The sequence below is a fragment of the Prosthecobacter debontii genome, assembly GCF_900167535.1.
In the GTDB taxonomy this organism is placed as follows: domain Bacteria; phylum Verrucomicrobiota; class Verrucomicrobiia; order Verrucomicrobiales; family Verrucomicrobiaceae; genus Prosthecobacter; species Prosthecobacter debontii.
Genome location: NZ_FUYE01000009.1, coordinates 226,213 through 240,467, shown reverse-complemented (window position 1 = coordinate 240,467; position 14,255 = coordinate 226,213). Strand labels below are relative to the sequence as shown.

Here is a 14,255-nt window from a genome sequence, read left to right as displayed (position 1 = left end):
ACACGCCCAAGCTTTCCAAGCAGAATCGAGATCACTACCAATTTAACCGTCCCCCCCTTTGCTCACCTCAATACGACCGAGTCACATGCAGCCGGACAAAGCGCCGAGAGTTGGCCCCGGCAGCCAGCGTCTCCCGCACGGTGACGAGGCGCAGGGTGCCTGTGCCTGGAGTATCTGAAAGCACCACCCCGCCGTTGCTCCCAATGGCGGTGGTGCCAGCGAGGCTGGTAGCGATGGTTTTCCAAGTCACGAGGTCGGCACTGGTCTGGAGCTGATAACTGAGATCGGTCGCCGCGCTGTCTCGCCAGAATCTTAAAATGTGCAGCGTGCTGCCTGCGGAACCGGGCTGAGTGCTGGTGGTGAGTCCCGGTTCTTCATCCTTCACCCAGGGACTGCGGCCAAAGGCGTATTCATGGAGATTGAAAATACCGTCGTTATCCAAGTCGCCATAGGGATCCAGATAGAAACCGACGGGCTCTTCCGGGAAATGTTCTGCCAACCAGGCTTCATAATGGGTTGGGCTGGGGGCCGAGGCATAGTTGACGATGAGCGTCGGGCGATTGCCTGCGGTGGTGTTTTCTCGGCTGGAGAAACGCTGGGCCGTGAAAGTTTGGTTCTCATCCCCGATCAAGATCCAGCCCTGATTGCTGCTCGGAGTGGCTTTCCAATCCAAAACGTCTTCAAGCAATTTAGCACTCTGCCAAGTGGGATAGGGATCTGAAAGGGACGAACCAATCACGTAACTGGCCGAGGCCTGCGCCTCATAGTCTCCCCCTGGATTCGTCCAGGCGGTGGTGTTGTAAAAACGATGGTTCCAGGTGGCGTCTCCGGTGGTTGCCGTAATCCCATTACCTCCTGGTGAGCCTGCATTGGAGGTGCCTTCCCCCCAACTTTCAGACAGTCGATGCAAATTCATCGTGAAGTCCTGCCCCACTTGCATATTCAGATGCAGACGTAACGCCGCTGAGGTGAAGGTCACATCCGAAGGCAGACCACTGACATCGAACTTCATAACCGCACGCCGGACCTTGTAATTGGCGCTTTCCCCGGTCTTTCCGGCAAAAAGATAGATGCCCTTGGCATTGCTCGTGACCGATCCGTTCGGCTCATACAGGGTATTGTCCGCCACCGCTGTCAGTTGGATCGGGGTTTCAGCGACAGGCTGCACTTTATAAAGGATACCGGCTGGCCGACCGCCGCTCAATGAGGTGACGCCTGAGGTCGTTTTCACGGCGATGTAAAGCTCTCCCGCTTCATCCTCGCCAAAGGCGTAGATGCGAGCGGAAGCGGGTAAGCTATTGAATGGCGTGACTTCACTCAGAGCAAACACCCCCGGGGTGGTTTCCTCCAATCCCAAAAGCACTCCGCCACCGTTACCGATGCCATTCTCGGCATAGTCTCCGAAGAGATACTTCCCCTGCAAACCAGGAATCGCAGTGCCACGATAGACATACCCTCCGGTGATGGAGGTGCCGTATTTCGGCATCGAATCCGTGCCCTCCAAGCTCGCACTCGGATGCGCATATTCGGCAATCGGGCCAATGAGGCTGCCACCGCCATAGGGCGTGGTGTTGTCAAAGTCCAAGCTCCCCTCCTTCACGCGCCAGCCATAGTTTCCACCGGAGGTGATGAGATCCACCTCTTCCACATCATTTTGCCCCACATCCGCGCAGAACAATCGGGCAGGTCCCTCTTCAGGCGTATCGAACGAGAGGCGCCAAGGGTTGCGCAGCCCCCAGGCATAAATCTCCTTTCGCTCCATGCCCACCGAATTGGCGAACGGGTTATCCGTTGGGATGCCATATGCGCCGCCTGGGCCGTTGGTGCCGAGCGGGTCGATGCGCAGGATCTTGCCCAGCAGCTTGGTCTTGTCTTGGGCGTTGCCGAGGGTTCCCGTCACCCGACCAGGACTGGAAGTGCCACTGCCGCCCGTATGCCCCTCAGCATTGTCATTGGCGCTGCCGCCATCCCCGCTGCCGATGTAGAGCATCTTATCTGGCCCGAAGGCGAGCTGGCCGCCATTGTGATTGGGCTGCGGCTGGCCGTAACTCAGCACGAGGCGCTCGGTGGTGACATCGGCGAGATTGGGATCGTCCTCAGACACGCGGAACTCCGCAATCACGGTGACACAGTTCTGCGGGTCCGAAGAATGATCCGTCGCAGTGCTCGCAGGAGCGGTGTAGTTCACATAAAACCGCCGATACCCCGGTGCGAAGGGATGCTCATAATCGGGATGAAAGGTCATGCCTAACAAACCACGCTCCGAATAGCTGTTCAGGTTGGTGCCGACAAACACACGGTTCAATCCGCTCGCGGAGAGATCGAGGAACAGCTTGGGCTGGAGCATCCCCTGGCTGAAGATGTAGATCTTGCCGATCTGATCACAGATGAAAAGCCGCCCGCTGCCATCCCCGGCGTGGGTGATGTTGGTGGGGGCGTGGATCTGGCCATCACAGATGTTCTTCAGATACAGCGAGGGAAACGCCCCCCATAACCCCATGGGTAAAAAGAGACTGAAGGCGAGGCAGCGCAAAAGATTCATGAGCCAGAGCTTTGGGGGACAAGGTATTGCACCAGAAAGCCCCGGCAGCAGCAAGTAAAACTCCGTGAACTTCCGGCCTTAAAGCCTCGCTGCTCAGGTCACTCGGCCCGCCCTTCGAGGAAATCCAGGGCCTTCACCAGGCTCGATTGCACCAGATAATGATTCAGTCGTGGCGGGAGCTTGGGCTTGAGACGCTGATGCTCCGCCGCGAGAGCCTCCGACAGCCGCTGAAGCTCAGCCAGATGGGCCGAGGGATCACGATCACGAAAAGCGTGGTCAGCAATGAGGTCCAGCCGCTGGCGCAGCAACTGGTGGAGATGGGAAAACTCAGGATTCACAGGGATTTATCGACAAGCAAAGACGCCGCACGGCGCGGCTGCGGGTGGTAGCCATTCATGCTGGCCCGCAGCTTCTTAGCACGATCCACACAGGCCTCAGCTTTCTGAAAATCTCCCGCCGCTTTATAAACAGCGCCGAGATTGATGTAGGTCTGTGAGAGATCCCCCGAGTCCGCCTGATCATTCGAAAGGCTCTGCCGAATCGTCAACGCATGCTCATGCATCTCCTGCGCCTGCTCGACCTCCAGGTTGCTGTAATATAGCACCCCGAGATTGTTAAAAACGCTAGCCACCCGAGCGCTGTATTCACCATCCGTTTTGCGGAAGATTTCCAGCGCCTCTTGGTAGTGCTGCTCCGCACGGGTGTAGTCACGGAGCTGCTTGAAGATCATCGCCAGATTGTTTTTGATGATCGCCACCTTATCACTCTGGGCGATGCCGCCTCGCTCGGCGATCTTCAGGGCTTTCTCATAAAACTGCGAGGCGAGATCCATCCGGCCCCAGCGATCATACAGATGCGCCAGCAAGGAATGGATGCCCGTCAGCAACTCCGGGTCCGGCTTACGCTGCTCCTGAGCGCTGAATAGCGCCTCACGATACAGCGACTCGGCCTTGCGGAAGTCTCCCTCTTTCTGCCGCAGATCTGCCAGCACGCTGATCTGCTCCACCAGATACCCGATCTTCGAATCGTCGTGATAAGCCATTCTCCGCGCCTCTTCGACACTGCGAGAGGCGGCAGCGAGCTGACGATCGAGAGGGGAGTCCACGGCTTTAAAGGGCTACACGAGGCCAAGTTTTCTACTAACTGGCATCGCGATAAGATTGAGCAAGTTGGGCGATCTGATTGCGGGCTTGAGCCATCATCTCGCGAGACACCCCTGCATTCTCATACCAATGGGTGTAGGCATGATTGTCGAACATGATGTCAAACTGAGAGATCAAACGCTCAAAGACAGCGGCAATCCCGGTGTGATTGACCAAAGCGAGACCACTGGAGGCAAAGCCTTCCGGGGCTGTCTCGGCATAACCAAGTTTCAGACCGCCAGAGGCGGGCATGTAGCTGGCGTAGTTCAAAGACTTGCGGATGCTGGCCATGTTTTCATCCACTTCCTTCGCCTTCACATCCCCACGGAAGAGGGCGCTGGCGGCGAGGTAAACCCCCTGCTGCCAATCGATGGCCGCAGTGAAGTTGTCTTGGGCAAAGGTCTCACGAGCTAATTCAGGGAAATTCGGGCGGAGTTGCCCCTCCTGCCCGGGGCCACGCATGGGAGCGAAGCTGGCGGTCAGGAAGTGGTTGCCAGGGAAGGGCACGAGGTTGGTCACGAACTCACTGAGATCCGTATTCAGCTTACCAGGGAAGCGGAGTGAAGCCGTCACCGAGCTGACGATCAGCGCGATGATGTGATTCAAGTCCATGTAATTCGGGCTGCGATTCAGCTTGGCTTTCGCGATGCGGAAGAGCGCCTCGTTATCCAAAATGACCGCGCCATCCGCATGATCCAAGATGCGCTGAAGCGTCAGGATGGCGTTGTAAGGCTCGACGGCTGAATCGGAGATGAGGGGCGAGGGGGCCACCGAAAAGGTGAAGATGCGCTTCTTCGGATAAGCCTGACGAAGACGCTCTAGAATGAGCGAGCCCAATCCCGAGCCCGAACCGCCACCGATGGAATGCGTCATCAGGAAGCCTTGCAATCCTTTGGTCTTCTCCACGGCACTATCGATCACGTTCATGATCTGATCGATCACGCGCTCACCTTCCACATTGTAACCGCGAGCCCAATTGTTCGCGGCCCCTGGGATCTTCCGGACGATGCTGCTTTCATCGAAGAGCTGGGACATGTCCCCGCCCTCGATTCGGGCGATGACTCCAGGCTCAAGGTCCACCAAAACGGCGCGGGGCACATACTTCCCATCACGCACCTTGTGGAAGAAGACTTCCATGTTGGTATTAGCTGCGACGGCGGCGCCATCTTTAGGCGTTCCCGCCTCCGTCAAGCCATGCTCACGCAAAGCCAAACGCCAAAACCGATCGGCGATTTGGTTGCCACACTGACCGACGTGAATGCTCAAAATCTCTCTCACTATGTTTCCTCCGGGATGGTTCTTTGAAATCTATTGATGCTGATGATTGGCGATACAGATCAGCGACGGCGCTCTACCAGATCGCGCAAGCTCATGGTGCTGCGTGGGTCATCCATGGAACTGGAACGGGAAACCGTCTCCCCAGACACGTCTTGGATCTTCGCTTTGGCCCCGCTTTCTTCCGCCACTTGGTAGCTCTGGATCAACTCCTGAGCCGAGGCTCGAAGGCCATTGATCTGCTCTTCGGACATGCCCTCGTTCAGATACCAATTGGCAAAGGCTTTGCGCTGCCAGAGCTTGTCAAAGTTGTGGCAGATCCGATCCAGCACGCGGGCAATCTCCGTGTTGTTCGCCAGCAGCACCATGCTCTTCCGGTGAGAAATACCGGACTGCTCCACATAACCAATTTTGAAAGCGGTCGGGATCCAGTAAGTCAGCGGCAGCTTCTCACGCATCGCCGCGAGCGCAGCATCTGCCAGCGGCTTATCCTCCATGATGCCGCGATACAGAACCGCGGTGCTAAGGAAACGGCCTTCCATGGGTGAACATGCGGCGTAAACCGAGTCGTTATCGAAGAGAGATCTGATCATATCCTCGATGCCCATCTCCTCGAACTTGCTCCGGTCAGGAGCCGTCAGCGGGGCGAAGGCGCACATCAGGAAGTGCAGAGAGGGCTGCGGCACCAGATTGGTGAGCAGCTCACGCAGACTGATTTCCACCGTCAAGAAACCGCTGAAACGCATGGACGCCGTGATGCCCGCCAAGGCCTCGGTAATGAGCAGGTTCAGGTCATCCACCGTCGGGCTTTCGATGTTCCACTTACGGTGGGCCAAATCAAACAGGGCCTCGTTATCAAAGATCAAACACGCATCGGCAGCACGGCGCAGCGTGTTGAGGGCAAAGACCGTATTGTAGGGCTCCGTCACCACGGAGGAGACCTGCGGCGAGGGCAATACCGCGCAGCTCAACACCGGATATTCAGGATACTTTTCCTTCAAAGACTCGATGAGCAAGCAGCCCAACCCTGAGCCGGAACCGCCGCCGATGGCATGCAGCACAATGATGCCGCCGACATTGTCACACTTATCGATCTCGAAGTCCAAGCGGCTCATGACCTCAGGCAGCACCTCACGGCCGGCTCCGAGATACCCCACGGCGAAGTTTCCCCCCGCACCTTCCGTGCGCGAGATCAAATTCGCCGGGTTAAACAAAGACCCACTGGTGGACTTCACTTGATTGATGACGCTGGGCTCCAAATCCACCATCACCGCTCTTGGCACGAAGCTACCGCCTCCAGAGTCGCCAAGGCTCGAAAAGAAAGCACTCCAATTTCCACGTGGCGTCGCTCCTCCTGCGGTCTGACCCGTGAGGGGATCGATCCCGTGTTCCTGACAGATGGTTTTCCAAAACGAAGCGGCAATCTGATTACCAGCTTGGCCGATGGAGACGACAATGGTGTTATTAACCTTCATTAAGCGGCTTTAAATTTCAACGGTTTCTATTATAAATGAGAATATTTGCAAGAAATGTTCTCGGAAACGAGAGGTTGGGGCAAATATGGCTGAGATGGCTGTTAGCAAGAATGATCCCAAGCTGCACGAAAACTCGGTGCTGAGTCACTCTATCCCTCGTTGAAGCTCTACGATAAGCTAGAGATTATCGGTATTCATTGAGCTTTCCAAACAAAATAATGGAAAGCGCTCGCAAAATTACGGCATGGCTTGCCTTGGGTTAAGCTCCTTCCAGAGATCGACGGCGCTCCGCGATAGGCTCCGTCGGGTCGGATCCCCAACTTCCACCGGAATCGCTGACCTTTCAAAGCGCTCCCCCCTTCCCGCCTTGAGCCGGGTCTCCAAACTCTGATCGTGAGCGGGCATTCCTACAGCTCATCAGCAGAGAGCCTGGAGGCGGTTTCTACCTATTCCGGTTGGGATTCGCTGCGCCACGTGACGCTGGGTTAGATCTCGCAGCTTTCCTCCATCGACCGAGCCCCAGAATCAAAACAACAAAAAGCCCTGCGAGGTATTTCCTCGCAGGGCTTTTGAAAGCGAATCACTTCGCCGTGGTGAGGAGTCTCAGGGAGACTCTTCCAATTACTTCTTCTTAGCTACCTTTTTAGCGGCCTTCTTTGCAGGGGCCTTCTTAGCAGGAGCGGCTTTCTTCGCAGGAGCGGCCTTTTTAGCAGGAGCCTTCTTCGCAGGAGCTGCCTTCTTTGCAGGAGCAGCTTTCTTCGCAGGGGCGGCTTTCTTGGCCGGTGCCTTCTTTGCAGCTTTCTTAGCCATATTGTTGTTCCTCGTTGTTGTTGTTGGTTGCTTTGTTTGTTTTGCCGCAGGAGCAGACTTGCTGCTTCCACGGACATTCTTTTCAGCAGCACCGGCCTTAGCGGCGGCGCGCTTTTCCTCGATCGCAGCCTGTGCAGCAGCAAGGCGGGCGACGGGAACACGGAAAGGACTGCAACTGACGTAGCTGAGACCAACGGAGTGGAAGAACTTCACACTGTCCGGGTCACCGCCGTGCTCACCGCAGATGCCGAGCTTGATGTCAGGACGTGTGGAGCGGCCTTTCTCAATGGCGATCTTGACGAGCTGGCCGACGCCGGTTTGGTCGAGGCTAGCAAAGGGGTTCTTTTTGAAGATCTCATTCTCAGTGTATGGGAGCAAGAAATTGCCCATGTCGTCACGGCTGATGCCGAGAGCGGTCTGAGTGAGGTCATTGGTGCCGAAGCTGAAGAATTCAGCGGTCTGGGCGACTTCATCGGCGGTCAGAGCGCCACGTGGCACTTCGATCATCGTTCCGACGCTGTAGCTCAGCTTCACCTTCTTCTCCGCCTGTACCTGCGCGGCGACCTGATGAACGATCGCGACCTGGAGGTCGAGCTCTTTCTTGAAGCCGACGAGAGGGATCATGACTTCAGGTTTCACCTTGATGCCCTTCTTCTGGACTTCAGCAGCGGCTTCAAAGATAGCGCGGGCCTGGGTCTCAGTGATTTCAGGGTAGGCGATCCCCAGACGGCAGCCACGGTGGCCGAGCATCGGGTTGAACTCATGAAGAGCGTTGACGCGAGCGGTCACCTTTTCCGTGGTGATGCCCAGCTTCTTGGCCAGGTCAGCCTGGGACTTGTCGTCATGAGGAACGAACTCATGAAGAGGTGGGTCAAGCAGACGGATGGTGGCAGGCAGGCCTTTGAGGGCTTCAAAGATGCCGATGAAGTCTTCACGCTGATAAGGAAGGATCTTCGCGAGAGCGGCACGACGTGCAGCTTCGGTTTCAGCCAAGATCATCTCACGAACGGCGTCGATACGATCACCTTCGAAGAACATGTGCTCCGTGCGGGTCAGACCGATGCCTTGAGCGCCGAAAGCGATGGCGTTCTGAGTCTGCTCGGGGTTGTCAGCGTTGGTGCGCACCTGCAGGCGAGTGGCCTGAGAGCACCACTTCATGAGCTGGTTGAAGCTCTTGAACTTCTCGGTTTCCTGAGCGGCCTTGTCGCCACCGATGGTGCCGGTGATGATTTCGGAATCGGCAGTCTTGAGCTGGCCGGCGTAAACCGTGCCGCTGGTGCCGTCGATGGAGAGGTAGTCACCTTCCTTGAACACTTGGCCAGCGACGGTGACCGTCTTCTTATCATAGTCGATCTCCAGAGCGGAAGCGCCGCAGATACAAACCTTACCCATCTGACGAGCCACGAGAGCGGCGTGGGAAGACACACCACCTTTGGCGGTGAGGATGCCTTCAGCAGCGATCATGCCGCGAAGATCTTCCGGGCTGGTTTCGTTACGGACGAGAAGGACTTTTTCACCCTTCTGCTCAGCGATCACAGCGCGGTCAGCGTTCAGGTAAACTTTACCGGAAGCAGCACCAGGGCCCGCAGGCAGACCGGTGGCGATGGCTTTGGCTTTCTTCACGTCGGCCAGATCGAAGATCGGAGCCAGAAGCTGGTCAAGCTGGTCAGCTGGGTTACGCAGCACGGCGGTTTCCCAATCGATCAGTTTTTCCTTCACCATGTCGATGGAGAACTTCAGAGCGGCAGCGGCGGTGCGCTTACCGTTACGGGTCTGAAGCATGAACAGCTTACCCTGCTGGATGGTGAACTCGACGTCCTGCACGTCTTTGAAATGCTTCTCCAGGATGGAGCGCACTTTCAGAAGCTCAGCGTAGGGCTTCGGCATCGCGTCTTTGAGTTTCAGCACAGGCTCAGGAGTGCGCACGCCGGCAACGACGTCTTCACCTTGAGCGTTGATGAGGAACTCACCGTAGAATTCGTTAACACCGTTGGCTGGGTTACGGGTGAAAGCCACGCCGGAACCGGAGTCGTCGCCTGTGTTACCATACACCATGGCCTGCACGTTGACGGCGGTGCCCCACTCAGCAGGGATGCCATACTTACGGCGATACACGATCGCGCGGTCGTTCATCCAGGAACCGAACACAGCGCCTGCAGCACCACGAAGCTGATCCCATGGATCGTTCGGGAACACTTTACCGGTGCGCTCCTTGACGAGAGCCTTGAAGCGCTTCACCAGCTCCTGCTGGTCGTTAGCAGTCAGGTCGCTGTCGATGATGTCTTTATGATAGACTTCGTGTTTGTAAGCTTCGATGACGGTTTCGAAAGGCTCGTGATCTTCCCCTTCGCGCTTCTGCACGCCGAGCACCACGTCACCATACATCTGGATGAAGCGGCGGTAGCAGTCCCAAGCGAAACGCTCGTTCTTGGTCACGGAAGCCAAGGAGAGAACCGTCTGGTCATTCAGACCGAGGTTCAGAATGGTATCCATCATGCCAGGCATGGAGTCACGTGCACCGGAGCGCACAGCAACGAGGAGTGGCATGCCTTTGGCATCACCAAACTTAGCGCCCATGATTTTTTCCATGGCGGCGACACCGGCTTCCATCTGCTTCTGCAGTTCGGTTGGGTAGCTGCGCTTGTTGGCGTAATAATAAGTGCAGACCTCTGTGGTGATCGTGAATCCAGGAGGCACTGGCAAACCGATGCGGCTCATTTCAGCGAGGTTTGCGCCTTTGCCACCAAGCAGAGCTTTCATGGAGCCGTCTCCGTCCGCTTTTCCTGCTCCAAAGGAATAAACGTATTTGATTGCCTTGCTGCCTTTACTCGCTGTTTTTGCCATAGAGGTTGTTGTTCTTTATCGGGTCTTTAGGGGTTAGATAAACTGACTGAGCGCCGATAATTGTCGTGCGATTATAGGATGCAAGCATTAGTTGACAATGAAAAGTTGGAGAGCGACGCGCGGACTGACGTGCAATTGATCCGAGCATAACGCCAAACGTGTCATGTCTGAGCGCCCAAACACACGTCTTTGATGGATGACTTATTGACGGGCGAACGCGTTTTTGATTTAACATAAAAACATCCACCGAGGCTTTTCGCGACTGATCGCGAGCGCCAACCGTTGATCGCCACCACCAACTTTTTATTCCATGAAAACGCCCCCCCTTAGTCTATCTCTCCTCCGCCGCGGCTTCACTCTGATCGAGTTGCTCGTCGTAATCGTCATCATCGCCATCCTCGTTTCTCTCGCGGTTCCAGCCACCAACTTGGTGATGAAGCGTGCTCAAGATCTGAAGATCAAAACCGTCCTGAAAGATCTTCAGGTCGCCATCGGTCACTATCGCACGGAATACAATCGGTTCCCCATCAACCCCGATGATCTGGGTGGAGGTGATTCAGACATTGAACCATTCCTGACCGACGGCACATCTCAGCCGATGGTCAACATCCTGACTGCGAATGTCGATTCCAGCGGAGCCTCCACAAACATGAATCCTAAGGCCATCAAATTCATTGATCTCCCCTCGGCAAAAAACAATCTGTTTGGAATCATTGATCCGAGCGGCGGCGCCAATGACGGAACGCCTGTGCAGCTCGTGGATACTTGGGGGCTACCTTACAAAGTCCTGCTGGATACCAACTACGACAATCGCATTCAGAATCCTGACAAATCCAACAACGATCAGCGCATCTCCACCGATGCTCCCGAATATCTCAACAGCACCTCTGCCATCTACAGCTTCGGTCCAGACCGCCAAGAGTTCACCAAAGACGATATCGTCTCCTGGCGCTGAGCCTTGTTAAAAACTTCAGCCCCTTTCAAACGCCGCCTGAGTTCATCTTGGCGGCGTTTTTTATTTTCCTTTCATCACGCATCTTCACTGCGGTAGAGTCGCGGAACCCGTGTGTTGATATTGGTCAGCACTTCATACGGGATGGTGCCAGCCCACGAGGCGATTTCCTCAGCGGAGATACATTGCCCGCCTGAGCTACCAAGCAAAACAACCTCATCGCCATTGTATGCGGTGCCTTGCTCCAGATTCACCATGAGTTGATCCATGCAGACCCGCCCCACGACAGGGTAACGCTGACCACGCACGATCACTTCCGACTTGCTGGAAAGCGCTCGAAAATATCCATCACCGTAACCCACAGGCACGGTGATCATGCGCACCGGATGATCACTCTGCCAAGTCGAGCCGTAGCTTACCGGATGCCCGGCCTGGACCACTTTAAAATAAGCCACTCGGCTTTTCCATGTCAGTGCCGGTTTCACCGTGATGGTGCGCAAGCATTCTTGGCTGGGGTAAACTCCATACAACAGGATGCCAGGGCGAACGAGATCGAAATGACTCTCGGGGAGTTGCAGGATTCCTGCACTGTTGGCCATGTGCCGCATCGGCGTGGGTAAGCTGCGCCGCTCATAAAAAGACAGCACTTCCTGAAAGCGCTCCACCTGCAAACGCGCGTGACCGAGATCCTCAGCGTCGGCATTAGCAAAGTGAGAAAAAATGCCTTCCACCTCCACGTGCTGACAACTCAGTGCCGCCTCCAGCAGCGTCTCCGCATTGTAATAGTGGATGCCGATGCGCTCCATGCCGGTATCCACTTTCAGATGCACACGCGCACGCTCCCCAAGCATGGAAGCCACTTCATCAATGAGGCGCAGCTTTTCCACGGATGGCGCTGTCAGCGTCAGGTTGTATTTAAGAAAGAGTGGAATCTGCTCCCCGGCTATCCCGCCTAGCACCAGAATGGGCGTCGTGATGCCTTCCCGCCGAAGAAGAATGCCCTCCTCCAAAAAGGCCACGCCTAAATAGTCTGCTCCACATCGGACCATGTGCTGAGCCACCGGCACCAAGCCATGTCCATACGCATTGGCTTTTAAAATGGTCATGACCTTGGCTCCTGCCACATGCGTGCGGATCGCTGCGAGGTTTTCCGCCAGCGTCGTGAGATCCACCTCCACATGCGTGGGCCTAACGGCTTCTTCGTCAGCAAAGATCGTCGCGGGAGGACTCATCACGATTGCTTCCGTAACACACGCAAACGTTCACGTCCTGCACGTCCCTCATAAGCCGACTCAGGCACATAATCCTCAATCACCGTCCACTCAGAACTGAAAAAAAGCTGATCCAGCTCAGGCACAGGCAACCCAAAGGGCGGGCCACTTTCTCCAGGCTCCATGTCCGGATTGATAAACCATACGCCCACCAACAAACCACCGGGCTTCAGCAGCGCATGCACCGCACGCACATAATCCTGACGCATCGACGGTGGCAGTGCACACAAGCATGTGTGCTCGAAGACATAGTCGAATGAAGCCCGCCACTGTGGCAGCGCAAAGAGGTCCCCCAAATGAAAACGTGCGGCATGATCAGGATGCGTTGCCTGAGCGCGCTGCACTGCGGTCGTCGCAATGTCCACCCCATGAGCATCCATCCCCGCCTGCGCCAGCATCACCACATCATGGCCGATGCCACATCCTGGAACGAGTGCCTTTCCCTCAGGTCGATATTTCCCCACCCAGGCTGTTAAGGGGGGCGATGGGATACCTTTATCCCAGGGGGTGTGTCCTTCGACATAACAACTTTCCCAATCAGTCATACGATGATGCGCACAGAGGAAACGCGGCATGCAACTCGCGCAAGGTGATTCCACCGCCTCACTCAGGTTCGTCTCCAACCAAAACGGGGAACCCGATCAGGTCCCCCGTTAAAGCGTCAGGCGTTTTGAGGCCGCAAGAATTACAAAGCTGCTGCAATGGCCGCACCGATTTCGCGAGTGCCCACTTTACGGGTGCCTTCGACACCGGTGTAGATATCACCCGTGCGCAGACCGTCTTCGATGACTTTGCGCACCGCATTTTCAATCGCGACGGCTTCTTTCTCCATCCCCAGAGAGAAGCGCAGGAGAAGAGCTGCGGAAAGAATCTGAGCGATCGGATTCGCAATGCCTTGTCCCGCGATGTCGGGAGCGGTGCCGCCGCTTGGCTCAAAGAGACCGAAGTAAAGACCATCACCTTTCGGCTTACCCAAGCTGGCGCTGGCCAGCATGCCGAGGCTGCCGCAGATCATGGCCATCTCATCACTGAGGATATCGCCAAAGAGGTTTTCTGTCACCATCACGTCAAAGCTGCGAGGAGCCTTGATGAGCTGCATGGCCGCATTGTCCACATACAGATGAGAGAGTGTGACATCGGGATACTGCTTGGCGATTTCCACCATCGTTTCCCGCCACAGCACACTGTTCGTGAGAACGTTGGCCTTATCGACAGACACCACCTGTTTACGACGAAGCTGAGCGGCCTTGAAGGCGACGTGAGCAATGCGCTCGATTTCGCTCTTCTTATAAACCATCGTGTCGATGACCTCGATGTCACCATCCGCCAACTCGGTGCGGCTCTTCGGCTGACCGAAGTAAAGACCACCCGTCAACTCGCGTACGCAAAGCACGTCGAAACCACCCTCCACCAGATCAGGCCGAATGGGAGAGGAAGCGGTCAGCGCAGGGTAACAAATCCCTGGGCGCAGATTGGCGAAAAGACCGAAGTGCTTACGCAGAGGCAGAAGAGCACCGCGCTCAGGCTGCTCATTGGGGGGCAGCTTTTCCCACTTCGGACCACCGACAGAGCCGAACAAAATCGCGTCGCTCGCTTCACAGGCAGCGACCGTTTCCGCAGGCAAGGCCTTGCCCACAGCGTCGATGGCAGCACCGCCGACGAGTTGGCGGTTATACTCGAACTTAAAATCCGCCTTAGCAGACAGGGTATCGAGAACATGAATAGCCTCAGCCATGACTTCAGGGCCAATGCCGTCACCGGGGAGGACTGCGAGTTTAAACGTGCGACTCATAATAATTGGGGCGGGGTTTATGGACGAGGATCGTGTCTCCGGCAAGGGCAGAGAGAGGTAGCGGTGATTTACCCCAACCACCGTCTAACCGCCCCTCGATCGGCCTAACATACACTGAGCTTCCGACATTTTAGGATTGCCTTCGAAGCCGC

At 56.1% G+C, this 14,255-nt stretch carries 10 protein-coding genes; 1 reads left to right on the top strand and 9 read right to left on the bottom strand.

The features are described 5' to 3' along the window. Nucleotides 1-67 precede the first annotated feature (67 nt). The 6 genes from B5D61_RS15030 to ppdK all read right to left on the bottom strand — a co-directional run bounded on the left by B5D61_RS15030 (nucleotide 68) and on the right by ppdK (nucleotide 10,088). Entirely contained in the window at nucleotides 68-2,542 is a 2,475-nt protein-coding gene (locus B5D61_RS15030) for a PQQ-dependent sugar dehydrogenase (RefSeq protein WP_078814224.1), read from the bottom strand. 98 nt (nucleotides 2,543-2,640) lie between these two features. Beyond that, on the bottom strand, nucleotides 2,641-2,880 hold the full coding sequence (locus B5D61_RS15025; RefSeq protein ID WP_078814223.1) for a hypothetical protein: 240 nt from the start codon (nucleotides 2,878-2,880) through the stop codon (nucleotides 2,641-2,643). Then, on the bottom strand, nucleotides 2,877-3,647 hold the full coding sequence (locus B5D61_RS15020; RefSeq protein ID WP_139373277.1) for a tetratricopeptide repeat protein: 771 nt from the start codon (nucleotides 3,645-3,647) through the stop codon (nucleotides 2,877-2,879). The genes B5D61_RS15025 and B5D61_RS15020 overlap by 4 nt, the downstream gene beginning before the upstream one ends. A gap of 34 nt (nucleotides 3,648-3,681) precedes the next feature. After that, nucleotides 3,682-4,962, bottom strand: a complete 1,281-nt coding sequence (locus B5D61_RS15015) for a tubulin beta chain (RefSeq protein WP_078814221.1) — start codon at nucleotides 4,960-4,962, stop codon at nucleotides 3,682-3,684. A 59-nt stretch (nucleotides 4,963-5,021) separates the two neighbouring features. Continuing rightward, nucleotides 5,022-6,434 carry a tubulin beta chain gene (locus B5D61_RS15010; protein WP_078814220.1) on the bottom strand — a complete coding sequence of 471 codons (1,413 nt, stop codon included), beginning with the start codon at nucleotides 6,432-6,434 and terminating at the stop codon, nucleotides 5,022-5,024. Nucleotides 6,435-7,055: 621 nt separating this feature from the next. Further along, nucleotides 7,056-10,088 carry a pyruvate, phosphate dikinase gene (gene ppdK, locus B5D61_RS15005; protein WP_078814219.1) on the bottom strand — a complete coding sequence of 1,011 codons (3,033 nt, stop codon included), beginning with the start codon at nucleotides 10,086-10,088 and terminating at the stop codon, nucleotides 7,056-7,058. Between the two features lie 310 nt (nucleotides 10,089-10,398). Here ppdK and B5D61_RS26660 point away from each other — a divergent pair, with 310 nt between their 5' ends. Further along, entirely contained in the window at nucleotides 10,399-11,043 is a 645-nt protein-coding gene (locus B5D61_RS26660) for a type II secretion system protein (RefSeq protein ID WP_078814218.1), read from the top strand. 74 nt (nucleotides 11,044-11,117) lie between these two features. Here B5D61_RS26660 and alr read toward each other — a convergent pair whose 3' ends face one another. The 3 genes from alr to leuB all read right to left on the bottom strand — a co-directional run bounded on the left by alr (nucleotide 11,118) and on the right by leuB (nucleotide 14,103). Further along, nucleotides 11,118-12,272 carry an alanine racemase gene (alr, locus tag B5D61_RS14995; RefSeq protein WP_078814217.1) on the bottom strand — a complete coding sequence of 385 codons (1,155 nt, stop codon included), beginning with the start codon at nucleotides 12,270-12,272 and terminating at the stop codon, nucleotides 11,118-11,120. Continuing rightward, nucleotides 12,272-12,886: a methyltransferase domain-containing protein gene (locus B5D61_RS14990; protein WP_078814216.1), complete on the bottom strand. Its 615-nt coding sequence runs from the start codon at nucleotides 12,884-12,886 to the stop codon at nucleotides 12,272-12,274. Before B5D61_RS14990 ends, alr begins: the two co-directional genes overlap by 1 nt. 110 nt (nucleotides 12,887-12,996) lie before the next feature. After that, complete coding sequence (leuB, locus tag B5D61_RS14985) at nucleotides 12,997-14,103, bottom strand: 3-isopropylmalate dehydrogenase (protein ID WP_078814215.1); 1,107 nt, start codon at nucleotides 14,101-14,103, stop codon at nucleotides 12,997-12,999. Nucleotides 14,104-14,255 lie beyond the last annotated feature (152 nt).

Excerpts from the sequence above, each read along its gene's own strand:
- B5D61_RS15030 (WP_078814224.1), bottom strand. The coding sequence starts at position 2,542 with ATGAATCTTTTGCGCTGCCTCGCCTTCAGTCTCTTTTTACCCATGGGG.
- B5D61_RS15010 (WP_078814220.1), bottom strand. The coding sequence starts at position 6,434 with ATGAAGGTTAATAACACCATTGTCGTCTCCATCGGCCAAGCTGGTAAT.
- ppdK (WP_078814219.1), bottom strand. The coding sequence starts at position 10,088 with ATGGCAAAAACAGCGAGTAAAGGCAGCAAGGCAATCAAATACGTTTAT.
- B5D61_RS26660 (WP_078814218.1), top strand. The coding sequence starts at position 10,399 with ATGAAAACGCCCCCCCTTAGTCTATCTCTCCTCCGCCGCGGCTTCACT.
- alr (WP_078814217.1), bottom strand. The coding sequence starts at position 12,272 with ATGAGTCCTCCCGCGACGATCTTTGCTGACGAAGAAGCCGTTAGGCCC.
- B5D61_RS14990 (WP_078814216.1), bottom strand. The coding sequence starts at position 12,886 with ATGCCGCGTTTCCTCTGTGCGCATCATCGTATGACTGATTGGGAAAGT.
- leuB (WP_078814215.1), bottom strand. The coding sequence starts at position 14,103 with ATGAGTCGCACGTTTAAACTCGCAGTCCTCCCCGGTGACGGCATTGGC.